The organism is Streptomyces gardneri, assembly GCF_006539185.1.
In the GTDB taxonomy this organism is placed as follows: Bacteria; Actinomycetota; Actinomycetes; order Streptomycetales; family Streptomycetaceae; genus Streptomyces; species Streptomyces gardneri.
In genome coordinates this window covers 97,085-122,954 of sequence record NZ_BJMN01000032.1, presented here as the reverse complement: position 1 = coordinate 122,954, position 25,870 = coordinate 97,085, and the positions used below count along the sequence as shown (strand labels likewise).

Sequence of the window (25,870 nt, the reverse complement as noted above, 5' to 3'; positions counted from 1 at the left end):
ACCTTTGAAAAAACAACATGGGGATGATCGGTTTCGACAGCGGATGTCGAAGCAGTGGGAAGCGTGTCGAGGAAGCGGCAATGATCTCGTAAACCATATGTCGCAACCAATAATCGCCAACACCAAGAGCGATAACTCCCGCTTCGCCCTCGCTGCCTAATTTTTAGGTAACGAACAGAAGCCTCTGTGAGGAGCGTCAGCCCGGGGGTGGTCCCGACCCGGATCCTGGCGTCATTTAGGGATCTAAACCTCCAGCCCCGGTCACGGGGGTTGGAGGGAAATCAAACAGTGGCTGAGCCCGTTCCGGACTTGTCTGGGTGATCCGGAGGGCTGAGAAACTCGCACCAGACTGCACACGGAGAAGCCCTGATTCCGCACCGTTGGACGCGGGTTCGATTCCCGCCATCTCCACTCATCCCATGTGGGCAGAGGCCCGGCAGTCGTCACGACTGCCGGGCCTTTGTCATGCCTGGACGCGGGTGCGCCGACCCACCCCGGTCGCCGTGCACAGCGCGAGTGCCAGGCTCGCCGCCGCGATCGGGACGAGGAAGCCGAAGGCGGGGAAGGGGGAGTGGTCGGCGGCCCAGCCGCCGGTGGCGGAGCCCGCCGCGACGCCGGCGAGGAGCGCGGTCACCGCGAGGGTCATGCCTTCGTTCAGCTGGGACGCGGGCGTCAGGCGCTGGACCAGGCCCATGCCCGTGACCATCGTCGGGGCCGTCGCCATGCCCGCCACCAGCAGGCCGCCCGCGAGCGCGAGGAGCGAGCCGGTCGTGGCGGCGAGCAGCGGCATCGCCATCACCACGGCCATGGCGGCCAGGCAGGCGGGGAGCCGGGCGGTGCGGCGGGCACGGCCGTAGAGGAGGCCCGCCGCGCACGAGCCGGCGGCCTGGAGGGCCAGGACGGGGCCGGCGACGGGGCCGTCCACGTATGCCAGGGCCACCACCTCCATGGAGCCGAAGACCGCACCGGTGGCGAGGAAGACCGCGAGGAGCGGCACCATGCCCCGGGTCCGCAGCGGCGAGCCCGCCGCGGTACGGGGCGCGATCGGGGGCTCGGTGGAGCGCTGTGCGGCGAGCAGCAGAGCGCCGCCGAGGAAGAGGGCCGCGGCCGCGACGGTGCCGGCCTCCGGGAAGAGCACCGAGCCGAGGAGCGCGGCGAGCACCGGGCCGAGCATGAAGCAGAGTTCGTCGACGGCCTGCTCGAAGGAGTTGGCGGTGTGCAGGGCGTCCGGGTCGTCCCGGAGGAGGTGCGCCCAGCGGGCCCGGGACATGCCCCCCATGTTCGGGGCGGTGGCGGTGGTGGCGGTGATGAGGAAGAGCGTCCAGGCGGGGGCCTTCTCGTGGACGCAGAGGGCCAGGAGCAGCTGGCCCAGGGCCATGTACGCCGCGGCCGGGACGGCGACGCGCGCCTGGCCGCGCCGGTCGACGAGCCGGGCGATCCAGGGGGCGGCCAGGGCCCCGGCGGCCATTCCGGTCGCGGTGACCGCGCCGGCCAGGGCGTAGGAGTCGTAGCGGCCCGCGATCATGATCACGGCGCTGACGCCGAACATGCCGCTGGGCATGCGGGCGATCAGGTTCCCGGCGGTGAAGGCGCGGGTGCCGGGGAGGGCGAAGAGGCGGACGTAGGGGTTGCGGGGAAGGGTGGCCCTGCGGGCGGGGGAAGGGGTGGGGCGGTCTTCGGTGGTCCGGGGCTCGGCGGGGTGGTGCCCGGGGCGCGGGTGGTCGCCGTAGCGGGGGGCGAGGGCCGGGCCCGCCGGGGTGAGGGTGAGGTCCGGTGGTGGCATGGATCAAGGTTCGACGGCGGGGTCCCCGCCGGTCCAACACCTGATCGGTGGCCATTCACGCACCCGTGTTGTTAAATGCGGCGGTGACCTTCTCGGGCTCCTCGCACGATATCGACCCCCGCCTCCTGCGCGCCTTCACCGCCGTCGCCGAGGAGCTGCACTTCACCCGGGCCGCCGCCCGCCTCTACCTCGCCCAGCAGGCCCTGAGCCGTGACATCCGGCGCCTGGAGCGGGAGTTGGGCGCCGAGCTCTTCGTGCGGACCACCCGGCAGGTCGCCCTCACCGCCGACGGCGAACGGCTTCTCCCGTACGCGCGACGGGTGCTGGCCGCCCACGACGAGCTCGGCGAAGCCTTCCGCGCCGCGCCCCGACCGCTCCTCGTCGACCTCAACAGCCCCGGCCTCGGCCCGGAGGCGGTCCTGGTCCGGGCCCGCGAACTCGCCCCGGAACAGGAACTGATGGCCCGCTACGAGAGCGGGCTCACCGGAGCCGTACGGGAGATCCTCGCCGGCCGGATCGACGCCTCCTTCGGCCGGTACGGAGGCCTCGACGCCGGGCTGCGGGCGCGGCTCGACTTCGCGTTCGTGCGGTACGAGCGGATGGCCGTGATCCTCCCCGAGGACCACCCGCTCGCCGCCCTGCCCGAGGTGCCGCTCGCCGGGCTCGCCGGGGAGCGGATCTACGCGGGCGCGGGGAACGACCGCACGCCCGAGTGGACCGACCTCGCCGCCCGGCTCTTCGCCGGCCGCGGCATCGCGATCGCCCCGCCCGCGCCGCTCGCCGTCGGCAAGGAGGAGTTCGGCCGCATCATGGCCAAGCACCGCACCCCGGTCCTCGCGGTCGTCGACTTCCCGTCCATGCCGGGCAGCGTGCTGCGCCCGCTCGTCGACCCCGTACCCCTGTCGCCCGTGAGCCTGGTGTGGCGCAAGGGGCTGCGCCATCCCGGCCTCGACGCGCTGCGGGCCGCCGCCGCCGAGATCGGCGCCCGCGAGGGCTGGCACCGCCGCCCGGCCGGCTGCTGGCTGCCGGAGGGGGAGCCGGGACTGCCGGGAGCGCTCGCCGCGAGCGGAGACGTCCGCCAGTAGGGCCCGGCGAGTGAGCCCGGCTTCAGCGCCCCGGAGGGGAACCGAGCGCAGAAAAAGGGGGGGCGCTCACAGGGGCCCCGCACTCCGGGTGAGAGCAAGGTTCCGTCCCCGTCACCTCGCGGCACCGGGCTGAAACGCGGCCTCCCTAGCGTCGGGCACATCAGGGTTCCGACTGCGTGGAGGTGCGTGATGGGTGGCCGATGGATCGAGAAGTGGGAACCGGAGGACGAGACCTTCTGGCGTGAGAAGGGGGAGCGGATCGCCAAGCGGAACCTCCTGTTCTCGGTGTTCTCCGAGCACATCGGCTTCTCCATCTGGAGCCTGTGGTCGGTCATGGTCCTCTTCATGGGGCCGCAGTACGGCATCGACCCGGCAGGCAAGTTCTTCCTGATCGCGACCGCCACCCTCGTCGGCGCGCTGATCCGGATCCCGTACACCTTCGCCGTGGCCCGCTTCGGCGGCCGCAACTGGACCGTCTTCAGCGCCCTGCTGCTCCTGCTCCCCGCCGGCTTCGCCTTCGCGGTGATGGAGCCCGGCACCTCGTACACGACGTTCGTCCTGGTGGCCGCGCTCACCGGCGTCGGCGGCGGCAACTTCGCCTCCTCCATGACCAACATCAACGCCTTCTTCCCGCTGCGGAAGAAGGGCTGGGCGCTCGGCCTCAACGCGGGCGGCGGCAACATCGGCGTCCCCGTCGTCCAGCTCGTCGGCCTGCTCGTCATCGGCACCGCCGGGGCCATGCACCCCAGGGTCGTGCTCGGCGTCTACCTGCCGCTGATCGTCGTCGCCGCCGTGTCCTCCGCGCTCTTCATGGACAACCTCGCCCCGGTCAAGAACGACACCGGAGCCGCGAAGGAGGCCGTGCGGGCCCGCCACACCTGGATCATGGCCTTCCTGTACATCGGCACCTTCGGCTCCTTCATCGGCTACAGCTTCGCCTTCGGGCTCGTGCTCCAGACCCAGTTCGGACGCACCCCGCTCCAGGCGGCCTCGCTCACCTTCATCGGCCCGCTCCTCGGCTCCCTCATCCGGCCCGTCGGCGGCTCCCTCGCCGACCGGCACGGCGGCGCCCGCATCACCCTGTGGACCTTCGCGGCGATGGCCGCCTCGACCGGCGTGGTGATCTACGCCTCCGTGGCCGAGTCCCTCACCGTCTTCCTCGTCGGCTTCATCGGCCTCTTCGTCCTCAGCGGCCTCGGCAACGGCTCCACGTACAAGATGATCCCGGCGATCTTCCTCGCCCAGGGGCACCGCAAGGGCCTCGCCGGGGAAGCGGCCGAGGCCTACGGGCGACGGCTCTCCGGGGCCGCCATGGGCCTCATCGGCGCCGTCGGGGCGCTCGGCGGACTCGGCATCAACCTCGCCTTCCGCCAGTCCTTCCAGACCGCCGGCACCGGCACCGGGGCCTTCGTCGCCTTCCTCGCCTTCTACGCGGCCTGCATCGTCGTCACCTGGGCGGTATACCTTCGCCGGCCGGCGGTCGTACCCGAGACCGCCGAGGGCGCGGAGGAGCAGGAGACCCGGCCCGGATACGCGAAGGTGTGATCCACCGTGCCGGGCGCGGACCGTAACGACCAGGAAATACGCGTGAACCGAGTCCGACACGCAGTCCCGTCAGGCTCAGGCCCCATGGACGAGCAAGAACACGGCCCCCTCGCCGGCTTCACGGTCGGCGTCACCGCGGCGCGGCGCGCGGACGAACTCATCGCGCTGCTGCGCCGGCGCGGCGCGGCCGTCGTCCACGGTCCCGCCCTGCGGATCGTGCCCCTCGCGGACGACACCGAACTCCTCGCCGCCACCAAGGAGCTCATCGCCCACGCCCCGGACGTCGTCGTCGCCACCACGGCGATCGGCTTCCGGGGCTGGGTCGAGGCCGCCGACGGCTGGGGGTACGGCGAGGAGCTCCTCGCCGTCCTGCGGGAGGTCGAGCTCCTCGCCCGGGGCCCCAAGGTCAAGGGAGCCGTACGGGCCGCCGGGCTCACCGAGTCCTGGTCGCCCTCCTCGGAGTCCATGGCCGAGGTCCTCGACCGGCTCCTCGCCGAGGGCGTGGCCGGCCGGCGCATCGCACTCCAGCTGCACGGGGAGCCGCTGCCCGGCTTCGTGGAGGCCCTCACGGCCGGCGGCGCCGAGGTCGTCGTCGTCCCCGTCTACCGCTGGATGCCCCCGGAGGACACCGGCCCCCTGGACCGGCTCCTCGACGCGATCATCGCCCGCACCCTGGACGCGGTGACCTTCACCAGCGCCCCGGCCGCCGCATCGCTGTTCTCCCGGGCGGACGAGAAGGGCGTACGGGCGGAACTCGTCGCCGCGCTCCGGCACGACGTCCTCGCTGTGTGCGTGGGCCCCGTGACGGCGCTCCCGCTCCAGGCCGAGGGCATCGACACGTACCAGCCCGAGCGCTTCCGGCTCGGCCCGCTCGTCCAGCTCCTCTGCAAGGAGCTCCCCTCCCGCTCCCGGGTCCTTCCGGTGGCCGGCCACCGCGTGGAGGTCCGCGGGCACGCGGTCCTCGTCGACGGCGGCCTGCGCCCGGTCCCGCCCGCCGGGATGGCCCTCCTGGGCTTGCTCGCCCGCCGCCCCGGCTGGGTGGTCTCCCGCGCCGACCTGCTGCGGGCGCTGCCCGGCGCCGGCCGCGACGAGCACGCGGTGGAGACGGCGATGGCCCGCCTCCGGACCGCGCTCGGCACCCCGAAGCTGATCCAGACCGTCGTCAAGCGCGGCTACCGGCTGGCCCTGGACCCGACGGCGGACGACAAGTACGACACCCTGTAACCGGATGCGGCGAGGGAGTTACGGTACGGGGATGAGCGCAGCCCCCGCCCCCTTCCGCATCCGACCGGCCGAACACGCCGACGCGCCCGCGCTCGCCGCCGCCCTGCTGCGCAACCGGGAGCACATGAAGCCCTGGGAGCCGTACCGGCCCGAGCGGTACTACACCGCCGAGGGACAGGCCGAGCGGCTCGCGGACGGCGGCGTCCGGTGGTTCGCCGTCGACGGGGACACCGTGATCGGCTGCGCGATCCTCTCCGGGATCGTCCTCGGGCCCTTCCGCAGCGGCTCCCTCGGCTACTGGGTCGACCGGGAACACACCGGGCGGGGCGTGGCCACCGCGCTCGTCGAGGAGGCCTGCCGGGCCGCCCGCGAGGAGCTCGGGATGCACCGGATCGAGGCGTGCACCGTTCTCGACCACCGCGTCTCCCAACGGGTGCTCGCCAAAAGCGGGTTCGTCCCCATCGGCACCGCGCCCCGCTACCTCCACATCGACGGCGAGTGGCGCGACCACCACCTCTTCCAGCGGCTCCTGCACGACGACCCGCCACCCGGCTTTCCGGGATCCCACCCCGTGAACGGTGATCGCGCCTGACACGGTGCCTTCCGGTGGCGTACGCTCGACGGCTGCCCAGTGCACGTCAGAAGGGGGCCTTAGGTGGCCGCGCAGGAAGCCGTGGACACGGTCAGAGACCGTGAGATCGGTGTCGAGCAGGAACATCTGGATCAGGTCTACCGCCGGCTGGAGGAGAAGATCCACGAAGCGGAGTTCCTGATGAACGACGCCGCCCAGCGGGGGCAGGTCGGCACGCCCGGCGCCCTCGCCGAGCGCGACGCGCAGGTGTTCCGCGCCGGCATCCACCTCAACAGGCTCAACAACGAGTTCGAGGACTTCCTCTTCGGCCGGATCGACCTGCTGTACGGCAAGGACGGCAAGAAGGGCCCCGACGGCGCGTACACCTCCGTGGAGCCCGCCGAGGACGCCGTACGCCCGGACAACACGGCCGACATCGGCGAGACCCTCCACATCGGGCGGATCGGCGTCCTCGACTCCGACTACAGCCCGCTCGTCATCGACTGGCGCGCGCCCGCCGCCGCGCCCTTCTACCGGTCGACGCCCGTCGACCCCGGCCGCGTCGTGCGCCGCCGCGTCATCCGCTCCAAGGGCCGCCGGGTCCTCGGCGTCGAGGACGACCTGATGCGCCCCGAGCTGAGGGCCACCCTCGACGGGCGCGAGCTGCCCGTGATCGGCGACGGCGCCCTGATGGCCGCCCTCGGCCAGGCCCGCAGCCACACCATGCGGGACATCGTCTCCTCCATCCAGGCGGAGCAGGACCTCGTCATCCGCGCGCCCGCCGCCTCCGTCACGTACGTCGAGGGCGGCCCCGGCACCGGCAAGACCGCCGTCGCCCTGCACCGGGCCGCCTACCTGCTCTACCAGGACCGGCGGCGGTACGCGGGCGGCATCCTCATCGTCTCGCCGACCCCGCTCCTCGTCTCGTACACCGAAGGCGTCCTGCCCTCCCTCGGCGAGGAGGGCCAGGTCGCGATCCGCGCCGTCGGCAGCCTCGTCGACGGCTGCGAGGCCACCGCCTACGACGAGCCGGCCGTCGCCCGCGTCAAGGGCTCCTCCCGCATGGTCCACGTGCTGCGGAAGGCCGCCCGCGGCGCCCTGGAGACCCCCGCGCCCCGGCAGCCCGCCGGGGACCAGCTGGAGTTCGGCGAGGAGGCCCCCGCGCCCACCGGGACGCCTACCCGGCTCCGGGTCGTCGCCTTCGGCCGGCGGATCGAGCTGGAGGCCGACGACCTCCGGCGCATCCGCCACAACGTCCTCGGCGGCACCGCCCCCGTCAACCTGCTGCGCCCGCGCGCCCGCCGGCTGCTCCTCGACGCGCTGTACGCCAAGTCCGGCTCGGCAGGACGGCACAGCGACCCCGAGCTCGCGGCCGAGCTGCGCTCCTCCTTCGACGAGGACGTCTCCACCGAGGACTCCTTCCTCGGCTTCCTCGACGCCTGGTGGCCCGAGCTCACCCCGAGGCAGGTGCTCGACGCGATGGCCGACGAGCGGCGGCTCGGCCGCTGGGCCCGCCGCATCCTCAACCCGGGAGAGGTGCGGCGGCTCGCCCGCTCGCTGCGCCGCCGGGAGCTCTCCGTCCACGACGTGGCGCTCCTCGACGAGCTGCACACCCTGCTCGGCGCCCCGGCCCGGCCCCGCAAGAAGCGGGAGTACGACCCGCTGGACCAGCTCTCGGGCCTGGAAGAGCTCATGCCCGTACGCGAGGAGACGCAGCGCGAGCGGGCCGAGCGGCTCGCCGCCGAGCGCACCGAGTACGCGCACGTCATCGTCGACGAGGCGCAGGACCTCACGCCCATGCAGTGGCGGATGGTCGGGCGGCGCGGCCGGCACGCCACCTGGACGGTCGTCGGCGACCCGGCGCAGTCCTCCTGGTCGGACCCGGACGAGGCCGCCGAGGCGCGGGACGAGGCGCTCGGCAGCCGGCCGCGGCGCCGCTTCGAGCTGACCGTGAACTACCGGAACCCGGCGGAGATCGCCGAGCTCGCCGCCAAGGTGCTCGCCCTCGCCATGCCGGGCAAGGAATCGCCGCGCGCGGTCCGCTCGACGGGCGTCGAGCCCCGGTTCGTCCCGGTTCCGGAGAAGTCGGGGCAGGCGGCGCTGGCCGAAACCGTACGGTCCGAGGCGGCGCTGCTCCTGGAGCGGGTCGAGGGCACGGTGGGCGTCGTCGTCGCCATGAACCGGCGTGCGGAGGCCGCCCGCTGGCTCGCCGAACTGGGCGACCGGGTGGTGGCGCTCGGCTCCCTGGAGGCGAAGGGCCTGGAGTACGACGCGACGGTGGTCGTCTCGCCCGCGGAGATCGCGGACGAGTCCCCGGCCGGCCTGCGGGTGCTGTACGTGGCGCTGACGCGTGCGACGCAGCAGCTCACGGTGGTCGCGGGGCCGGGTGACATGCCCGACGAGGCAGGGGTGCCGGACCTGCTGCGGGACTGAGCCGGAAGGACGGTCCGGGGGCCGATTTCCGGTCAACCTGTGGCGCTGGAATCACCAACCAGGGTGGTTTGTTAGCCTTGTCGTGGCACCGGCTCGATCCAAGCCCCCGGGCCCAACCTTCGTCCCTTTGAGGGACCACTTGCCGCGAGGCGAGCATGGCGGGTCGGTGCCATTTAGACGTACGTACAAAGTTGAGGCCCCTGTCACCCTTGGTGACGGGGGCCTCTTCTGTTTCCTGACGCTCTCTCGTATGGTGGAAACTACTTTCCGAAAACAAAATGACCGCATTACCTGCTACCCGCAGGTAGGTGCGACCATCGGAGGGCGCCGCCGGGCAACCAGCCGGGGCGGCGTAGCAATGAAGCTCAGGGAAAGCAGAGGAACTCGGCCATGGCAACGGCGCCCAGCGTCTCGTACTCGATGACGGTCCGGCTGGAGGTTCCCGCGAGCGGAACCGCGGTCTCCCAGCTCACCACGGCGGTGGAGTCCCACGGCGGATCCGTCACCGGCCTCGACGTGACCGCCTCCGGCCACGAGAAGCTCCGTATCGACGTCACCATCGCCGCGACCTCGACCGCGCACGCCGACGAGATCGTCGAGCAGCTGCGCACGATCGAGGGCGTCACCCTCGGCAAGGTCTCCGACCGTACGTTCCTGATGCACCTCGGCGGCAAGATCGAGATGGCGTCCAAGCACCCCATCCGCAACCGTGACGACCTCTCCATGATCTACACCCCGGGCGTCGCCCGCGTGTGCATGGCGATCGCCGAGAACCCCGAGGACGCCCGCCGCCTCACCATCAAGCGCAACTCCGTCGCGGTCGTGACCGACGGCTCCGCCGTCCTCGGCCTCGGCAACATCGGCCCGATGGCCGCCCTGCCCGTCATGGAGGGCAAGGCCGCCCTCTTCAAGCGCTTCGCCGGCATCGACGCCTGGCCGATCTGCCTCGACACGCAGGACACCGACGAGATCGTCGCGATCGTCAAGGCCATCGCCCCCGGCTTCGCGGGCATCAACCTGGAGGACATCTCCGCGCCCCGCTGCTTCGAGATCGAGGCCCGGCTGCGCGAGGCCCTCGACATCCCCGTCTTCCACGACGACCAGCACGGCACCGCCATCGTCGTCCTCGCCGCCCTCACCAACGCGCTGCGCGTGGTGGGCAAGGGCATCGGTGACGTACGGGTCGTCATGTCCGGTGCGGGCGCGGCCGGTACGGCCATCCTGAAGCTGCTCATCGCGGCGGGCGTCAAGCACGCCGTCGTCGCCGACATCCAGGGCGTCGTGCACGCGGACCGCCCCGACCTCGTCGACGCCGCGCCCGGCACTCCGCTGCGCTGGATCGCCGACAACACCAACCCCGAGGGCGTCACCGGCACCCTCAAGCAGGCCGTCGTCGGCGCGGACGTCTTCATCGGCGTCTCGGCCCCGAACCTGCTGGGCGCCGAGGACGTCGCCGCCATGGCGGAGGGCGCCATCGTGTTCGCGCTCGCGAACCCCGACCCGGAGGTCGACCCGGCCGCCGCGCGGCAGACGGCCGCCGTCGTCGCCACGGGCCGTTCGGACTTCCCGAACCAGATCAACAACGTCCTGGTCTTCCCGGGTGTCTTCCGCGGTCTGCTGGACGCCCAGTCCCGTACCGTCAACACGGAGATGATGCTGGCGGCGGCCTCCGCCCTCGCCGACGTGGTCACCGAGGACGAGCTGAACCCGAACTACATCATCCCGTCGGTCTTCAACGACAAGGTCGCGGGCGCGGTGGCCGGAGCCGTGCGCAACGCGGCCAAGGCCGCGAGCGGGCGCTGACGGCGCGTCGCGATTCGCGGAGCCGCAAACCCGCCTTTAGGGTGGCTTTTCGGCTCCGCACGGAAATCACGGAGTCGACGGAACGTCACCACCACGGGGCTCCGGCGCTTTTCGTGTGACCCCAGGGGGTGCCGGATTGGCGTTCCCGCCGCTGGTGGGGGCAGGATGCGTGTTTGGGCGCGAGGGTCTGTCATTAGACCCGGGTCCGGGGACTGTCCGAAGGCCCTGGCAGCATCGGCTTCGCTGTACCCAATCGCGCGGCTTCCGCCGCGTGGCACGCCTCACAGGCAAGAAGAACACGGGAGTAACAACATGAACCGCAGTGAGCTGGTGGCCGCCCTGGCCGACCGCGCCGAGGTGACCCGCAAGGACGCCGACGCCGTGCTGGCCGCTCTCGCCGAGACCGTCGGTGAGGTCGTCGCCAAGGGTGACGAGAAGGTCACCATCCCCGGCTTCCTGACCTTCGAGCGCACCCACCGTGCCGCTCGCACCGCTCGTAACCCGCAGACCGGCGACCCGATCAACATCCCGGCCGGCTACAGCGTGAAGGTCTCCGCGGGCTCGAAGCTCAAGGAAGCCGCCAAGGGCAAGTAAGGCAGCCTAGAGGCGCAGAAAGGGCGGCCACCCTGTCAGGGGGTGGCCGCCCTTTCGTATGCCCTGTGCGGGCCCCACAGGGGCCCGCACAGGCTCACACCAGTGCGCTGCCGGGGAGCTCGACCTTGGCGCCGAGCTCGACGAGCTTCTCCATGAAGTTCTCGTAGCCGCGGTTGATCAGCTCGATGCCGTGCACCCGGGACGTGCCCTGGGCGGCCAGGGCCGCGATCAGGTACGAGAAGCCGCCGCGCAGGTCGGGGATGACCAGGTCGGCGCCCTGGAGCTTGGTGGGGCCGCTCACGACCGCGGAGTGCAGGAAGTTGCGCTGGCCGAAGCGGCAGTCGGAGCCGCCCAGGCACTCGGGGTACAGCTGGATGTGCGCGCCCATCTGGTTCAGCGCGGAGGTGAAGCCGAGGCGCGACTCGTACACCGTCTCGTGGACGATGGAGAGGCCCGAGGCCTGCGTCAGGGCCACGACCAGCGGCTGCTGCCAGTCCGTCTGGAAGCCGGGGTGCACGTCCGTCTCCAGGGCGATCGCGTTGAGCGAGCCGCCCGGGTGCCAGAAGCGGATGCCCTCGTCGTCGATCTCGAAGGCGCCACCCACCTTCCGGTACGTGTTGAGGAAGGTCATCATCGAGCGCTGCTGGGCGCCGCGCACGTAGATGTTGCCCTCGGTGGCCAGCGCCGCCGACGCCCAGGAGGCCGCCTCCAGGCGGTCCGGGAGCGCCCGGTGGGTGTAGCCGTCGAGGCGGTCGACACCGGTGATCCGGATGGTCCGGTCGGTGTCCATGGAGATGATCGCGCCCATCTTCTGCAGTACGCAGATGAGGTCCTCGATCTCGGGCTCCACGGCCGCGTTCGACAGCTCGGTGACGCCCTCGGCGAGCACCGCCGTGAGCAGCACCTGCTCGGTCGAGCCGACCGAGGGGTACGGGAGGCGGATCTTGCAACCGCGAAGACGCTGGGGGGCCTCCAGGTACTGACCGTCGTCCCGCTTCTCGATCGTGGCGCCGAACTGGCGCAGGACGTCGAAGTGGAAGTCGATCGGCCGGCCGCCGATGTCGCAGCCGCCGAGACCCGGGATGAAGGCGTGGCCGAGGCGGTGCAGCAGCGGGCCGCAGAAGAGGATCGGGATGCGGGACGAGCCGGCGTGCGCGTCGATGTCGGCGACGTTCGCGGACTCCACGTGCGTCGGGTCGAGGACGAGCTCGCCGGGCTCCTCGCCCGGACGGACCGTCACCCCGTGCAGCTGGAGCAGTCCGCGGACCACGCGGACGTCACGGATGTCGGGCACATTGCGCAGTCGGCTGGGACCGCTGCCGAGCAGGGCGGCGACCATCGCCTTGGGCACGAGGTTCTTCGCGCCGCGGACGCGGATCTCGCCCTCCAGCGGGGTTCCGCCGTGGACAAGCAGGACATCGTCTGTGCCGGTCATGAATCTCGCGTTCCGGTCGGGTCGGTCGGGTGGCCAGAGAAAAGGGTAAGGGGCCATGAGACCCCGATCGGGTGTGTCGGGGGGTCTGTCAGATGTAATGAATTCGGCACAACACCCTCTGTTCCCGTGATCTTGCGGAGCGTCACCGTCCGCTTGTGTCGGTTCGTCCGTGCGTCGCCCGCGCGCGGAGACCTCGCGCGCCCCTCCTGAACTGCGAAGGCCGTCGACTTCCCGCCGCCGCGCCCGGATCGGGCCCGACAGCCCCCGCGAACGCCGAAGATGCGGGATCATGTGTCGCATGACCGAGGTGTCCTCGCTCACAGGACGGCTGCTCGTGGCCACCCCCGCGCTGGCGGACCCGAATTTCGACCGCGCGGTCGTCCTGCTGCTCGACCACGACGACGAGGGCTCGCTCGGCGTGGTCCTCAACCGGCCGACGCCGGTGACCGTCGGCGACATCCTCGCGCCCTGGGCCGGACTCGCCGGCGAGCCCGGCGTCGTCTTCCAGGGCGGCCCCGTCTCGCTCGACGCGGCGCTCGGCGTCGCCGTGATCCCCGGCGACGAGGGCCCCCTCGGCTGGCGGCGGGTGTACGGGGCGATCGGCCTCGTCGACCTGGAGGCCCCGCCCGAGCTGCTCGGACCGGCCCTCGGCTCGCTGCGGATCTTCGCCGGGTACGCGGGCTGGGGCCCCGGCCAGCTGGAGTCCGAGCTGGGCGACGGAGCCTGGTACGTGGTCGAGTCGGAGCCCGGCGACGTCTCCTCGCCGCACCCCGAGACCCTCTGGCGACAGGTCCTGCGCCGCCAGCGCGGCGAACTCGCCATGATCGCGACGTACCCCGACGACCCGTCCCTCAACTGAGCCCCACGGCTTTCAGTACCCTTGGCGGTTATGAGCACTCTCGAGCCCGAGCGCGGGGCAGGTACGGGAACCCTCGTGGAGCCGACTCCGCAGGTGTCCCACGGTGACGGCGACCACGAGCGCTACGCCCACTACGTCCAGAAGGACAAGATCATGGCGAGCGCCCTCGACGGGACTCCCGTCGTGGCGCTGTGCGGAAAGGTCTGGGTACCGGGGCGCGACCCCAAGAAGTACCCGGTCTGTCCGATGTGCAAGGAGATCTACGAGTCCATGGGCGCCGGCGGTGGCGACAAGGACAAGGGCGGCAAGGACAAGTAACCGGATCCCGCGGATCCCGTGACCGGATCTCGCGGATCCGGTAGGTCCTGACGTCGGGGCGGCCCCCGTCGTGCGTACTTCGGTACGCGCGGCGGGGGCCGCTTCGCGTTTTCCGTGTTCCTGCGTCCCCCGGCCCCGTTGCGCAGGGTGCTTTCGCCGGTCACGGAGTGGTTGAGGTGGTCGAGACCTCTTGTCGGCTCACCGGAACCACGCCTAACCTCACGCGTGTTGTGCAGAACGAAACGCTCATTGCGTATGTTGCAACGCACCTGGAGGGGATCCGTCATGAAGCTTCCTGCCCTCCCCCAAGCTCTCGGCTTTGCTCGAGCAGGGGGGACCCCCATCGCCACCGCCGCCGCCGCACTCCTGCTCGCGGGCCTCACCGCCACCGCCTGCGCGCCCCAGACGTCCGACGGCAAGGCCGCTGCGGACGAGAAGAGCGGCACCCTGCGCGTCTGGCTCTTCCAGGAGGTCGGCAACAAGCCCAAGGAACAGGTCGTCGCACAGGCCGTCGCCGCCTTCGAGCAGCGCAACCAGGGCGCGAAGGTCGAGATCGAGTACATCCCCGTCGAGACCCGCGCCCAGCGCGTCAAGGCCGCCTTCAACGACCCCAAGTCCGCGCCCGACCTCATCGAGTACGGCAACACCGACACCGCCGGATACGTCAAGGACGGCGGACTCGCCGACATCAGCGCCGAGTTCGCGGCCTGGGACGAGGCCGAGGACACCGACCCGACGGCCCGGAAGTCCGTCACCGTCGGCGGCAAGGTCTACGGATCCCCGCTCTTCGTCGGCCTCCGCGCCCTCTACTACCGCACCGACGTCTTCAAGGAACTCGGCCTCACCGCCCCCAAGAGCCAGGCCGAACTGATCACCACCGCGAAGAAGATCCGCAAGGCCAAGCCCGAGCTGTACGGCATCGCCGTCGGCGGCGCCTACACCTACGGAGCCATGCCCTTCGTCTGGGCCGCCGGAGGTGAACTCGCCACCGAGGAGGGCGGCTCCTACAAGGCGGCCGTCAACAGCGAGGCCGCCCTCAAGGGCATCACCACCTACACCTCGCTCTTCGGCGACGACAACTGCCCGGCCGCCAAGTGCGCCCAGATGGGCGGCAACGCGACCGTCACCGCCTTCGCCTCCGGAAAGGCCGCCATGGCCATCGGCGGCGACTTCAGTCACGCGGCCGTCGAGGCCGGCACCGTCAAGGGCAAGTACGCGGTCGTCCCGCTGCCCGGCACGGCACCCGGCTCGATCGCCCCGGCCTTCGCCGGCGGCAACAACATCGGCGTCCTCAAGAGCACCTCGCACCGCACCCTCGCCGTCGACCTCCTGAAGTCCCTCACCGGCAAGGACACCCAGGCCAAGCTCTTCGATGCGATGGGCTTCCTGCCCACCTACACCGACGTCCGGACCGCCGCCGCACAGCGCCAGCCCTTCGTGAAGCCCTTCATCGACACCCTCGAAGCCGGCACCAGGTTCGTCCCGGCGTCACCCGGCTGGGGCCAGATCGACTCCTCCCTCGTCCTGCCGACGATGTTCCAGGAGGTCGTCAGCGGCCGTAAGGACGTCAAGGCGGCGGCCGACGACGCCGCGAAGAAGATGGACGCAGCCTTCACGCCGGCGAGCTGAAACGCATGACGACCCGACTCGACGTCGCCGAGAAGCGGACCGCCGCCACCACGCTCCCGGCCCCCCGGGGCACCACGCGGACCGGCCGCCCCGCCCGGCGCACCAGCGCCTGGACCCCCTGGCTGTACCTCCTGCCCGCCCTCGTCGTCATCGGCGGACTCCTCGTCTACCCCGTCTACCAGCTCGGCCTGATCTCCTTCCTGGAGTACACCCAGGCCCAGGTCAGCGGCGGCGAACCCACGTCCTTCAAGGGCTTCGGCAACTACACGACCCTCTTCACCGACCCCCAGTTCTGGCAGGTCCTCCTCGCCACCGTCCTCTTCGCCGCCGCCTGCGTCGTCACCACCCTCGCCGTCGGCTGCGCCCTCGCGGTCCTCCTGACCCGCGTCCGGGCCCTGCCCCGGCTCGCCCTGATGGTGGCCGCGCTCGGCGCCTGGGCCACGCCCGCCGTCACCGGCTCCACCGTCTGGGTCTTCCTCTTCGACCCCGACTTCGGCCCGGTGAACCGACTCCTCGGCCTGGGCGACTTCTCCTGGACGTACGGGCGGTACAGCGCCTTCGCCCTCGTCCTCCTCGAAGTCGTCTGGTGTTCCTTCCCGTTCGTGATGGTCACCGTCTACGCGGGCATCAAGGCCATCCCGTCCGAGGTCCTGGAGGCCGCCGCCCTCGACGGCGCCTCGCAGTGGCGGATCTGGCGCTCGGTCATGACGCCGATGCTCCGGCCGATCCTGGTCGTCGTCACCATCCAGTCGATCATCTGGGACTTCAAGCTCTTCACCCAGATCTACGTGATGACCAACGGCGGCGGCATCGCCGGCCAGAACCTCGTCCTCAACGTGTACGCGTACCAGAAGGCCTTCGCCTCGTCCCAGTACAGCCTGGGCTCGGCGATCGGCGTGGTCATGCTGCTGATCCTGCTGGCCGTGACCCTGGTCTACCTGCGGCTCCTGCGACGCCAGGGAGAAGAACTGTGAGCGCCTCGACCACCTTCCGCATCCGGCGGCCCGGGCGTCTCGTCGCCGAGGCGGTCACGCTGCTCGTCGCGGCCGCCGTCGCCTTCCCCCTGTACTGGATGGTCCTCTCGGCCCTCAAGCCGGCGGGCGAGATCCAGTCGACCGACCCCCGGCCGTGGACCCTCTCCCCGTCCCTCGACTCCTTCCGGCGCGTCTTCGACCAGCAGGAGTTCGGCCGCTACTTCCTCAACTCGCTGATCGTGGCGGGCACGGTCGTCCTCGCCTCCGCGCTCATCGCCTTCCTGGCCGCGACGGCGGTCACGCGATTCCGCTTCCGGTTCCGGACGACGCTCCTCGTCATGTTCCTCGTCGCCCAGATGGTGCCGGTCGAGGCGCTCACCATCCCGCTGTTCTTCCTCATGCGGGACTTCGGCCAGCTCAACACCCTCGGCTCGCTGATCCTGCCGCACCTCGCCTTCTCGCTCCCCTTCGCGATCTGGATGCTCAGGGGCTTCGTCAAGGCGGTCCCCGAGGCCCTGGAGGAACAGGCCCAGATCGACGGCGCGAGCCGTACGCGCTTCCTCTGGCAGATCCTCTTCCCGCTGGTCTTCCCCGGCCTCGTGGCGACGAGCGTCTTCTCGTTCATCTCGACCTGGAACGACTTCCTCTTCGCGAAGTCGTTCCTCATCAGCGACACCTCGCAGTCGACCCTGCCGATGGCGCTGCTCGTCTTCTTCAAGCCCGACGAGAACGACTGGGGAGGCATCATGGCGGGCTCGACCGTGATGACCGTCCCGGTGCTCGTCTTCTTCGTACTCGTACAGCGCCGTCTGGTCTCGGGACTGGGCGGGGCGGTGAAGGACTGACGCGATGACCCACCCCATGGACCTGATCCCGGCGCCCGCGCGCGCCGAAGGGCCGCACCACGGCGGCTTCCTCCTGGACGAGCGGACGACCCTCAGCGCGGCCACCGGCACCGAGACCACCGCACGCTGGCTGCGGAACACGCTCGGCGCCGCCTTCGGGCTCCCGCTGCGGGACACGGCCGACGAGAACGCCACCCACAGCATCCGGCTGCGCCTCGACGAGACCCTCGCCCCCGAGGCGTACCGGCTCGACGTGGTGACCGACCAGGGCGTCGAGATCACCGGCGGCGGACCGGCCGGCGTCTTCTGGGGCGCCCAGACCCTCCGTCAACTCCTCGGCCCGGATGCCTTCCGCGGGGCTCCCGTGAGGCAGGGGGCGGTCACGGCCGTCACGGCGCAGACGATCGAGGACGCCCCGCGCTTCGCCTGGCGCGGTCTCCTCCTCGACGTCGCCCGGCACTTCCTGCCCAAGGACGACGTCCTTCGCTACCTCGACCTGCTCGCCGCCCACAAGCTCAACGTCTTCCACTTCCACCTCACCGACGACCAGGGCTGGCGCATCGAGATCAAGCGGCACCCCCGCCTCACCGAGGTCGGCGCCTGGCGGTCCCGCAGCAAGTGGGGCCACCGGGCCTCACCCCTCTGGGACGACACCCCGCACGGCGGCTTCTACACCCAGGACGACATCCGCGAGATCGTCGCGTACGCCGCCGAGCGGCACATCACCGTCGTCCCCGAGATCGACCTCCCCGGCCACGCGCAGGCCGCCATCGCCGCCTACCCCGAGCTCGGCAACACCGACGTCGTCGACACCGCCGCCCTCACCGTCTGGGACACCTGGGGGGTCAACCCGAACGTCCTGGCCCCCACCGAGGCCGTCCTGCGCTTCTACGAGGGCGTCCTGGAGGAGGTCCTCGACCTCTTCCCGGCGGCCGTGTCGCCCTTCGTCCACATCGGCGGCGACGAGTGCCCCAAGGACCAGTGGAAGGCCTCCCCGGCGGCCCAGGCCCGTATCGAGGAGCTGGGGGTCGGGGACGAGGACGGCCTCCAGTCCTGGTTCATCCGCCACTTCGACCGCTGGCTCACCTCGCGCGGACGCCGCCTGATCGGCTGGGACGAGATCCTGGAGGGCGGCCTCGCGGAGGGCGCGGCCGTGTCCTCCTGGCGGGGGTACGCGGGCGGGATCACCGCCGCCGAGGCGGGCCACGACGTCGTCATGTGCCCCGAGCAGCAGGTGTACCTGGACCACCGTCAGGCGCCGGGCGAGGACGAGCCGATGCCCATCGGGTACGTCCGCACCCTGGAGGACGTCTACCGCTTCGATCCCGTCCCGCCGGGCATCTCGCCGGAGGCCGCCGCCCACATCCTGGGAACCCAGGCCAACGTCTGGACCGAGGTCATGGAGAACCGGGCCCGCGTCGACTACCAGGTCTTCCCGCGCCTCGCCGCCTTCGCCGAGGTCGCCTGGTCCGCGCTGCCCGCCCCGGACGAGCGCGACTACCCGGGCTTCGAGCGCCGCATGGGCACCCACTACCGGCGCCTCGACGCCCTCGGCGTCGACTACCGCCCGCCCGCCGGACCTCACCCCTGGCAGCGGCGCCCGGGAGTGCTCGGCAGGCCCCTGGAGGGGGCGCCCCCGATCGTGTGAGGCAGCTCGCGTCCCCGGTTCACCCAAGAGCGGCGAAAGGGAAGTTACCGTCCCTCATGGGGCGTCCCGGACGGAACAGTCCTTCGTGGACCCTCGCGCCGGACGGCTCGGAAGATGTGCCAGAGTTGCCACGTCCGGCCTGTGAGCACGTACGGTACGCCCACACGCAGGCGCGACCGCAGACGTGACAGCAGGCGCGACGGCCGGGCACAGTCGGGGACCACCGGGACACCGGGAAGGGGCAGCGGGTTGACCACGCACGCACCACAGACGGCGCAGTCCGTGACGCTGCCCGCCTCGCTCGACGAGGCCGTGGCGGCGCTCACGGCCATGCCGGCCGCCGTGCCCGTCGCCGGCGGCACCGACCTGATGGCCGCCGTCAACAGAGGTCAGCTCCGCCCCGCCGGACTCGTCGGCCTGAGCCGCATCAACGAGATCCGCGGCTGGCAGTACCAGGACGGCCACGCCCTCCTCGGCGCGGGCCTCACCCACGCCCGGATGGGCCGCCCCGACTTCGCCGCCCTCATCCCGGCCCTCGCCGCCGCCGCCCGCGCCGCCGGGCCGCCACAGATCCGCAACGCGGGCACCCTCGGCGGCAACGTGGTCACCGCCGCGCCGACCGGCGACTCGCTGCCCGTGCTCGCCGCCCTGGAGGCCGATCTCGTCGTCGTGGGCCCGCTCGGCAGCCGCGAGATCCCCGTCTCCCACCTCCTCGCCGGCCGCGACCTGCTGGCCCCCGGCGAGCTGGTCGGCTTCGTCCGCGTCCCGCTGCTCCACGCCCCCCAGGTCTTCCTCAAGGCCACCGGCCGCACCGGCCCGGCCCGCGCCACCGCCTCGGTCGCCGTCGTCCTCGACCCGGCCCGGCGCGGGGTGCGCTGCGCGGTCGGCGCCGTCGCCCCGATGCCCCTGCGCCCGCTGGAGGCGGAGCGCTGGATCGCCTCGCTGGTGGACTGGGACAACGACCGGGGGCTGGCCCCTGAGGCACTCACGGCGTTCGGCGAGTACGTCGCCGCCGCCTGCATTCCGGACCCGCAGGGCGACGAACAGCTGCCGCCCGCCGTACTGCACCTGCGGCGCACCGTCGCCGCACTCGCCCGACGGGCACTGGGGAGGGCACTGGCATGAGCAACGACGAACAGCACGGGAACCCGGGCGGCTGGGAGCCGATCCCGCAGAGCGAGGGGTACGACGGCGACGCGACGGCCTTCGTCCAGCTGCCGCCGGACTTCATGCTGGACGGTGTGCCCCTGGAGGCGCCCGGCCACAGCTACGTACCGCCGATGATCATGCCGCTGCAGCCGCTCACCCCGGCGGCGGCCGACCCCTCGGCGACGGGCACGTGGGCGGTGCACATGCCCACGGAGGCGGAGCAGGTCCAGCACTTCGACCAGGTCGAGCAGGTCCGGGACTTCGGTCGGGATCAGGGCCAGGGCCAGGGGGCCGAGTACTTCGAGCAGGGCGAGTACGTCCAGCACGTCGAGCACGTCGAGCACGTCGAGCACGTCGAGCACGTCCAGCACTTCGAGCACGCGGAGCACGCCGAAGGGTTCGGTCAGGACCCGCACGCGACGGCGGAGTGGAACTTCGCGGGCGGGGCGGGCTCCACGGGCCAGTGGGAGATCCCGGTCGCCGCACCGGAGGCGTCCGCGCCCGAGGCGCTCGTACCGGAGACGGCCGCGCCGGAGGCCGCCGAGCCCCCGCTGCCCCCCTCGTACGACCAGGCCCCGGCGACCCTGCCGGGCGGCGCGCCCGCGCCCTGGGCACTGCCGGAGGAGCCGGCCTTCGAGGAGCCGGCCGCCGAGGAGCCGGTCGCCGAGGAGCGGGTCGCCGAGGAGGAAGCTCCGGCGGAGGCCCCGGCCGACATCTCGGCCGACGTCCCGGCCGATGCGGTCGAGGTCCCGGCCGAGGGGCTCGACGCGACGGCCCCCGGTGCCGCCCCCGTGACGGTCCCCGCGCCCGGCGCCTACGCCTCCACGGACAGCGACGAGCACCCCCACACCTCGTACACCCTGCGGGTCAACGGCACCGACCGGCCCGTCACCGGTTCCTGGATCGGCGAGTCCCTGCTCTACGTCCTGCGCGAGCGCCTCGGCCTCGCCGGGGCCAAGGACGGCTGCTCCCAGGGCGAGTGCGGCGCGTGCAACGTGAAGGTCGACGGCCGGCTCGTCGCCTCCTGCCTGGTGCCGGCGGCGACCGCCGCCGGATCCGAGGTGCGGACGGTCGAGGGCCTCGCCACCGACGGCGAGCCCTCCGACGTGCAGCGGGCGATGTCGAAGTGCGGCACCGTCCAGTGCGGCTTCTGCATCCCGGGCATGTGCATGACCGTGCACGACCTCCTGGAGGGCAACCACGCCCCCACCGAACTGGAGACCCGCCAGGCCCTCGCCGGCAACCTGTGCCGCTGCTCGGGCTACCGCGGCGTCCTCGAGGCCGTACGGGACGTCGTCGCCGAGCGCGAGGCGAGCGCCGCGGCCACGGCACCCAGCGGACCCGAGGCCGAGCCCCGCGTACCGCACCAGATTCCCCACGCGCACGACGGAGGCATGGCGTGAGCAGCGACGCGACCACCGCCATTCCCGTTCTCCCGGTCCTGGACACCCCCGGGACACCGGACCAGGAGCCGACCGCGCACGGCCTCGGCACCTCGCTCCCGCAGGCCGAGTCACGGGCGAAGACCGAGGGCACCTTCCCGTACGCCGCCGACCTCTGGGCCGAGGGCCTGCTCTGGGCCGCGATCCTGCGCTCCCCGCACCCGCACGCCCGGATCGTCTCCGTCGACACGTCGGCCGCGACGGCCATGCCGGGCGTACGCGCCGTGGTGACGGCCGCCGACGTGCCGGGCGCGACGACGTACGGCCGCCGCGTGGCCGACCGGCCCGTCTTCGCCTCCGACCTGGTCCGGCACCACGGCGAGGCCCTCGCGGCCGTCGCCGCCGACCACCCCGACACGGCCCGGCTCGCCGCGGCCGCGATCAGCGTCGAGTACGAGATCCTCGACCCGGTGACCGACCCCGAGAAGGCCTTCGCCGCCGAGGCGCTGCACCCCGACGGCAACCTGATCCGGCACATCCCGCTGCGCTTCGGCGACCCGGAGGCCACCGGCGAGGTCATCGTCGAGGGCCTGTACCGGATCGGCCGCCAGGACCCGGCGCCGATCGGCGCCGAGGCCGGCCTCGCCGTGCCCCGCCCCGACGGCGGCGTCGAGCTGTACACGGCCTCGACCGACCCGCACACCGACCGGGACCTGGCCGCCGCCTGCTTCGGCCTCCAGCCCGAGCAGGTCAAGGTCGTCGTGACCGGCGTCCCCGGCGCCACCGGAGACCGGGAGGACCCGGGCTTCCAGATCCCGCTGGGTCTGCTCGCACTCCGTACCGGCTGCCCCGTCAAGCTCACCGCTACGCGCGAGGAGTCCTTCCTCGGCCACGCCCACCGCCACCCCACCCTGCTGCGCTACCGCCACCACGCGGACGCGGAAGGGCACCTGGTGAAGGTGGAGGCGCAGATCCTGCTCGACGCCGGCGCGTACGCCGACTCCTCGTCCGAGTCGCTCGCCGCGGCCGTGGCCTTCGCCTGCGGCCCGTACGTCGTCCCGCACGCCTTCGTGGAGGGCTGGGCGGTTCGGACGAACAACCCCCCGTCCGGGCACGTGCGCGGCGAGGGCGCGATGCAGGTGTGCGCCGCCTACGAGGCGCAGATGGACAAGCTCGCGGCCAAACTGGGCGTGGATCCGGCCGAGTTGCGCATGCGGAACGTGATGGCGACCGGCGACATCCTGCCGACCGGCCAGACCGTGACCTGTCCGGCACCCGTGGCCGAACTCCTCTCCGCCGTACGCGACTTCCCCCTCCCAGCGCTCCCCAAGGACACCCCGGAGGACGACTGGCTGCTGCCCGGCGGCCCCGAGGGCGCGGGCGAACCCGGCGCGGTACGGCGGGGCGTGGGCTACGCCCTCGGCATGGTGCACATGCTGGGCGCGGAGGGCATGGACGAGGTCTCGACGGCGACCGTCCGGGTCATGGACGGGGTGGCCACGGTCATCTGCTCGGCCGTGGACACCGGTTCGGGCTTCTCGACGCTCGCCCGCCAGATCGTGCAGGAGACCCTCGGCATCGACGAGGTGCAGGTCGCGCCCGTCGACACCGACCAGCCGCCGGCCGGCCCGTCGGCCCACGGCCGCCACACCTGGGTCTCGGGCGGGGCGGTGGAGCGCGCGGCCAAGATGGTCCGCACGCAGCTCCTCCAGCCGCTGGCCCACAAGTTCGGCATGTCGACCGAGCTGCTCCAGATCACCGACGGCAAGATCACCTCGTACGACGGCGTCCTGTCGACGACGGTCACGGAGGCGATGGACGGCAAGGAACTCTGGGCCACCGCCCAGTGCCGCCCCCATCCCACCGAGCCGCTCGACGAGGACGGCCAGGGCGACGCCTTCGTCGGCCTCGCCTTCTGCGCGATCCGCGCGGTGGTGGACGTGGACATCGAACTCGGCGCGGTACGGGTCGTGGAGATGGCCGTCGCCCAGGACGTCGGCCGCATCCTCAACCCGGCCCAGCTCGCCACCCGTATCGAGGCGGGCGTCACCCAGGGCGTCGGCGCGGCCCTCACGGAGAACCTCCGCACCGCCCGCGGCCTGGTCCGGCACCCCGACTTCACCGGCTACGCACTTCCGACATCCCTGGATGCCCCGGACATTCGCATCGTGAAACTCGTCGAAGAGCGCGATGTCGTGGCCCCGTTCGGCGCGAAGGCGGCGAGCGCGGTCCCGGTCGTCACCTCACCCGCCGCAGTGGCCTCAGCGGTGCGCGCGGCGACCGGACGGCCCGTCAACCGCCTCCCGATCAGGCCGCAGGCGGCCGTCGCCGTGCCCAATTCGTAACCATGTGATGTCCGTTGCTTGTGCAACCGAGAGGTGCGGACTGTCGTCGTTCCTGACTACAGTGGACTCCTAGACTTGGTAGGACGCGCACGGTTGTTCACACGGGGGAGGAGCGCGGGCATGGAAGCCTCGTTGGGTGGGATGGCGTCCGGGATGCGGGCGGCGGCCGTCAAGTACAGCGCCGACTCCATGGAGACCTTCAGGAAGCAGATCGAGGGGCTCATCGAGGACCTCCAGGGCTCGCACGCCGAACCCGGGAAGTTGAAGGCCGAGAATCCGGTGACCCGCACGCAGTTCGGCGGCGGCGGCGCCGCCTGGGGTGAGGCCCAGGGCGCCTACGCGGCGTACGACGGGACCCTGTCGCGGCTGGTGGAGCTCTCCGGTCTGCTCAACGACTGCCTGGAAGGGCTCGGGATCGCGGTCGTCGCCTCGAAGAACGGCTTCGAGGAGATGGACGACGACATCAAGCGCAAGATGATCAACATCCACCAGCGGACCTTCGACGCCAAGGAGAAGGCGGACAAGGAAGCGGGCCGCGGAGCGCCGGCGAGTGACGGCAGCACGGGCCTTGAGGATGGCGGCATCTACAAGTAGCGCAGGCGGGTGCCGGACGGAATTTCGGGGACACGGGGAAGAGGCGAGAGATGAGGCCTGCAGAGGGCGGCGGAGGCGGCGGAACGAACTTCCGCGGCATGTCCCATCAGCAGATGCTGGCATGGCTGGACGAGGCGAGCAGCTTCTACGTCGGCGACGCGGCGACGCGGCTGAAGACGGTCGGCGATCAGTTGGAGCGGATCGCCGAGGAGCTGAGCGCCAGCATGCGGCGCATGGACTGGGAAGGCGAGGCCGAGAAGGCGTTCGTCGAGTGGGCCACCAACGTGGCCAATTCGACGAAGGGGCTCGCTGACTACAGCAAGGGCGGGGCCAAGTGGATGGAGGAGAACTCCTCCGCCATCGCCTCGGCGCAGAGCGCCATGCCCCGGTACACGTCCCACGCGTCCGCCAAGGAGAACCTCGAAGCGGCGCTGAAGTACCGCAACGACCCCGACTCCCGGACGATCGCCGGCAACGCCCGGTCGCAGATGGCCGCGAGCGAGGAGCTCGCCGCCATCGAGGCCAAGGAAGCGGCGAACAAGGAGGCGGCGGCGAAGGAGATGGACCGCCTCTCCGAGGCGTACAAGTGGTCGTCGCTCCACATGGGCAACAACGTCCCGCCGACGTTTCCGCCGCCGCCGGGGGCGTTCGTGCCGGCGCAGGACAGCACCGTCGGTGGCGATTCCTCGTACATCGGGTCCTCGAATCAGCGCGACCGGAGCTCTACGGGTTCGGACACGAGCACAGGGACGTCCGGCACGCGTAGTCAGCCGGACACCCGGACCACTCCCGACTCGCCGGTGACCCCGCCGACGGGCGACCGGACCGGCCCGACGGACGTGGTCAAGCCTGGCGACAGGCCCGATGTCCCGACCGACGTCAAGCCCGACGTTCCTGCGGACCTGGGCATCGACAGCGTCGACACGCTGCCGCACCAGCCTCCGACCACAACCGGGCCGGGGCCGACGGGCACACCGCCGCCGATCACGAAGGACGGCGGTACGCCCCCGTTCGTGACCACGGGCATTCCTCCGTTCACGGGGAAGGGCGGACCGGGTCCCCTGACCCACACCCCGCCCGTCAGCGGAGGCAACGGCAACCCTCGTGGCCCGATGCCCGGCGGTCAGCGCGCCGGGCTCAACGTGCCCCGCGAGGGCATCAGCGGCGGACGCCAGGTGCAGAGCACCCACGGGCGTCCCGCGACCGGCATCCCGCGCAGCACCGTCATCGGCACGGAGCAGGGCGGGCGCAACGGCACGGGCATGGGCCGTGGCCCCATGGGCGGCGGTATGGGCGGTTCGATGGGCGCCGGCCAGAACGGCATCACCGGCGGTCGCCGGCTCGCGAGTGAGACCGGCGGAGTCGTCGGCGGCAAGGCGCAGCGCCCCGGCGCTGCCGGTGCCGCAGCGGGCGGCGCGCGTCCCTTCACGCCCGGTGGCTCCGGCCTCGTGCGCGGAGGCACCACACAGGCCGGTGACCGCGAGGACACCAACGGAGAGCGTCCCGACTACCTTGTCGAGGACGAGGAGACCTGGCAGCAGGGCAACCGCCGCGTGGCCCCGCCCGTCATCGACTGATCAGCGCGAGGAAGCAGATGTCTACCAGCAGTATTCGTCGGAGCAGTGCCCGAGTCACCGCCTCGGCCGCCTTGGGG

Annotated in this window: 20 protein-coding genes and 1 other RNA gene; 19 read left to right on the top strand and 2 right to left on the bottom strand. The window is 71.9% G+C overall.

Annotated features, from left to right (window positions below; all coding sequences use genetic code 11):
• Positions 1–19: 19 nt before the first annotated feature.
• Positions 20–414: a transfer-messenger RNA gene (gene ssrA / locus SGA01_RS24605) on the top strand.
• Between the two features lie 49 nt (positions 415–463).
• Here the strand turns inward: ssrA and SGA01_RS24600 are convergent.
• Positions 464–1,783, bottom strand: a complete 1,320-nt coding sequence (locus tag SGA01_RS24600) for an MFS transporter (RefSeq protein ID WP_229917491.1) — start codon at positions 1,781–1,783, stop codon at positions 464–466.
• Positions 1,784–1,836: 53 nt separating this feature from the next.
• Between SGA01_RS24600 and SGA01_RS24595 the strand changes: the two genes are divergently transcribed.
• From SGA01_RS24595 to SGA01_RS24560, 7 genes are all read left to right on the top strand, one after another.
• The gene (locus SGA01_RS24595; RefSeq protein WP_304364579.1) at positions 1,837–2,868 is read left to right on the top strand and encodes a LysR family transcriptional regulator; all 1,032 of its coding nucleotides are present in this window, start codon (positions 1,837–1,839) and stop codon (positions 2,866–2,868) included.
• Positions 2,869–3,057: 189 nt separating this feature from the next.
• Entirely contained in the window at positions 3,058–4,413 is a 1,356-nt protein-coding gene (locus tag SGA01_RS24590) for a nitrate/nitrite transporter (protein WP_141298555.1), read from the top strand.
• Between the two features lie 84 nt (positions 4,414–4,497).
• Positions 4,498–5,637: a uroporphyrinogen-III synthase gene (locus SGA01_RS24585; protein WP_141298554.1), complete on the top strand. Its 1,140-nt coding sequence runs from the start codon at positions 4,498–4,500 to the stop codon at positions 5,635–5,637.
• A gap of 31 nt (positions 5,638–5,668) precedes the next feature.
• The gene (locus SGA01_RS24580) at positions 5,669–6,229 is read left to right on the top strand and encodes a GNAT family N-acetyltransferase (protein WP_141298553.1); all 561 of its coding nucleotides are present in this window, start codon (positions 5,669–5,671) and stop codon (positions 6,227–6,229) included.
• Positions 6,230–6,292: 63 nt separating this feature from the next.
• Positions 6,293–8,641, top strand: coding sequence for a HelD family protein (locus tag SGA01_RS24575; protein WP_141298552.1), 2,349 nt, complete (start codon positions 6,293–6,295; stop codon positions 8,639–8,641).
• A gap of 390 nt (positions 8,642–9,031) precedes the next feature.
• Positions 9,032–10,444: an NAD-dependent malic enzyme gene (locus SGA01_RS24570; RefSeq protein WP_141298551.1), complete on the top strand. Its 1,413-nt coding sequence runs from the start codon at positions 9,032–9,034 to the stop codon at positions 10,442–10,444.
• Between the two features lie 312 nt (positions 10,445–10,756).
• A complete protein-coding gene (locus tag SGA01_RS24560) occupies positions 10,757–11,038 on the top strand; it encodes an HU family DNA-binding protein (RefSeq protein WP_017237029.1) in 282 nt (93 codons plus the stop codon).
• Positions 11,039–11,132: 94 nt separating this feature from the next.
• Here SGA01_RS24560 and murA read toward each other — a convergent pair whose 3' ends face one another.
• Positions 11,133–12,473 (bottom strand): UDP-N-acetylglucosamine 1-carboxyvinyltransferase, encoded by a 1,341-nt coding sequence (gene murA, locus SGA01_RS24555; RefSeq protein WP_024761664.1) that lies wholly within the window; start codon positions 12,471–12,473, stop codon positions 11,133–11,135.
• Positions 12,474–12,771: 298 nt separating this feature from the next.
• Between murA and SGA01_RS24550 the strand changes: the two genes are divergently transcribed.
• The 11 genes from SGA01_RS24550 to SGA01_RS24500 all read left to right on the top strand — a co-directional run bounded on the left by SGA01_RS24550 (position 12,772) and on the right by SGA01_RS24500 (position 25,793).
• Positions 12,772–13,332 carry a YqgE/AlgH family protein gene (locus tag SGA01_RS24550; protein ID WP_167534174.1) on the top strand — a complete coding sequence of 187 codons (561 nt, stop codon included), beginning with the start codon at positions 12,772–12,774 and terminating at the stop codon, positions 13,330–13,332.
• Between the two features lie 30 nt (positions 13,333–13,362).
• Positions 13,363–13,650, top strand: coding sequence for a DUF3039 domain-containing protein (locus SGA01_RS24545; protein WP_024761666.1), 288 nt, complete (start codon positions 13,363–13,365; stop codon positions 13,648–13,650).
• Between the two features lie 285 nt (positions 13,651–13,935).
• Complete coding sequence (locus SGA01_RS24540; protein WP_141298549.1) at positions 13,936–15,279, top strand: extracellular solute-binding protein; 1,344 nt, start codon at positions 13,936–13,938, stop codon at positions 15,277–15,279.
• A 5-nt stretch (positions 15,280–15,284) separates the two neighbouring features.
• Positions 15,285–16,253: a carbohydrate ABC transporter permease gene (locus tag SGA01_RS24535; RefSeq protein ID WP_141298548.1), complete on the top strand. Its 969-nt coding sequence runs from the start codon at positions 15,285–15,287 to the stop codon at positions 16,251–16,253.
• Positions 16,250–17,098: a carbohydrate ABC transporter permease gene (locus SGA01_RS24530; protein ID WP_141298547.1), complete on the top strand. Its 849-nt coding sequence runs from the start codon at positions 16,250–16,252 to the stop codon at positions 17,096–17,098. The genes SGA01_RS24535 and SGA01_RS24530 overlap by 4 nt, the downstream gene beginning before the upstream one ends.
• Before the next feature lie 4 nt (positions 17,099–17,102).
• The gene (locus SGA01_RS24525) at positions 17,103–18,746 is read left to right on the top strand and encodes a beta-N-acetylhexosaminidase (protein ID WP_141298546.1); all 1,644 of its coding nucleotides are present in this window, start codon (positions 17,103–17,105) and stop codon (positions 18,744–18,746) included.
• Positions 18,747–18,995: 249 nt separating this feature from the next.
• Positions 18,996–19,871 carry an FAD binding domain-containing protein gene (locus tag SGA01_RS24520; protein ID WP_055643207.1) on the top strand — a complete coding sequence of 292 codons (876 nt, stop codon included), beginning with the start codon at positions 18,996–18,998 and terminating at the stop codon, positions 19,869–19,871.
• The gene (locus tag SGA01_RS24515; protein WP_141298545.1) at positions 19,868–21,298 is read left to right on the top strand and encodes a (2Fe-2S)-binding protein; all 1,431 of its coding nucleotides are present in this window, start codon (positions 19,868–19,870) and stop codon (positions 21,296–21,298) included. The genes SGA01_RS24520 and SGA01_RS24515 overlap by 4 nt, the downstream gene beginning before the upstream one ends.
• On the top strand, positions 21,295–23,622 hold the full coding sequence (locus SGA01_RS24510) for a xanthine dehydrogenase family protein molybdopterin-binding subunit (protein ID WP_174867451.1): 2,328 nt from the start codon (positions 21,295–21,297) through the stop codon (positions 23,620–23,622). Before SGA01_RS24515 ends, SGA01_RS24510 begins: the two co-directional genes overlap by 4 nt.
• A 120-nt stretch (positions 23,623–23,742) precedes the next feature.
• A complete protein-coding gene (locus tag SGA01_RS24505) occupies positions 23,743–24,216 on the top strand; it encodes a DUF2563 family protein (RefSeq protein WP_141298544.1) in 474 nt (157 codons plus the stop codon).
• Between the two features lie 98 nt (positions 24,217–24,314).
• Positions 24,315–25,793: a hypothetical protein gene (locus tag SGA01_RS24500; protein WP_229917493.1), complete on the top strand. Its 1,479-nt coding sequence runs from the start codon at positions 24,315–24,317 to the stop codon at positions 25,791–25,793.
• Positions 25,794–25,870 lie beyond the last annotated feature (77 nt).

What these genes read in the sequence shown, in the direction of transcription:
- SGA01_RS24600 (WP_229917491.1), bottom strand. Translation starts at nt 1,783, where the DNA reads ATGCCACCACCGGACCTCACCCTCACCCCGGCGGGCCCGGCCCTCGCC.
- SGA01_RS24590 (WP_141298555.1), top strand. Translation starts at nt 3,058, where the DNA reads ATGGGTGGCCGATGGATCGAGAAGTGGGAACCGGAGGACGAGACCTTC.
- SGA01_RS24585 (WP_141298554.1), top strand. Translation starts at nt 4,498, where the DNA reads ATGGACGAGCAAGAACACGGCCCCCTCGCCGGCTTCACGGTCGGCGTC.
- SGA01_RS24580 (WP_141298553.1), top strand. Translation starts at nt 5,669, where the DNA reads ATGAGCGCAGCCCCCGCCCCCTTCCGCATCCGACCGGCCGAACACGCC.
- SGA01_RS24570 (WP_141298551.1), top strand. Translation starts at nt 9,032, where the DNA reads ATGGCAACGGCGCCCAGCGTCTCGTACTCGATGACGGTCCGGCTGGAG.
- SGA01_RS24560 (WP_017237029.1), top strand. Translation starts at nt 10,757, where the DNA reads ATGAACCGCAGTGAGCTGGTGGCCGCCCTGGCCGACCGCGCCGAGGTG.
- murA (WP_024761664.1), bottom strand. Translation starts at nt 12,473, where the DNA reads ATGACCGGCACAGACGATGTCCTGCTTGTCCACGGCGGAACCCCGCTG.
- SGA01_RS24550 (WP_167534174.1), top strand. Translation starts at nt 12,772, where the DNA reads ATGACCGAGGTGTCCTCGCTCACAGGACGGCTGCTCGTGGCCACCCCC.
- SGA01_RS24545 (WP_024761666.1), top strand. Translation starts at nt 13,363, where the DNA reads ATGAGCACTCTCGAGCCCGAGCGCGGGGCAGGTACGGGAACCCTCGTG.
- SGA01_RS24540 (WP_141298549.1), top strand. Translation starts at nt 13,936, where the DNA reads ATGAAGCTTCCTGCCCTCCCCCAAGCTCTCGGCTTTGCTCGAGCAGGG.
- SGA01_RS24535 (WP_141298548.1), top strand. Translation starts at nt 15,285, where the DNA reads ATGACGACCCGACTCGACGTCGCCGAGAAGCGGACCGCCGCCACCACG.
- SGA01_RS24525 (WP_141298546.1), top strand. Translation starts at nt 17,103, where the DNA reads ATGACCCACCCCATGGACCTGATCCCGGCGCCCGCGCGCGCCGAAGGG.
- SGA01_RS24515 (WP_141298545.1), top strand. Translation starts at nt 19,868, where the DNA reads ATGAGCAACGACGAACAGCACGGGAACCCGGGCGGCTGGGAGCCGATC.
- SGA01_RS24505 (WP_141298544.1), top strand. Translation starts at nt 23,743, where the DNA reads ATGGAAGCCTCGTTGGGTGGGATGGCGTCCGGGATGCGGGCGGCGGCC.
- SGA01_RS24500 (WP_229917493.1), top strand. Translation starts at nt 24,315, where the DNA reads ATGTCCCATCAGCAGATGCTGGCATGGCTGGACGAGGCGAGCAGCTTC.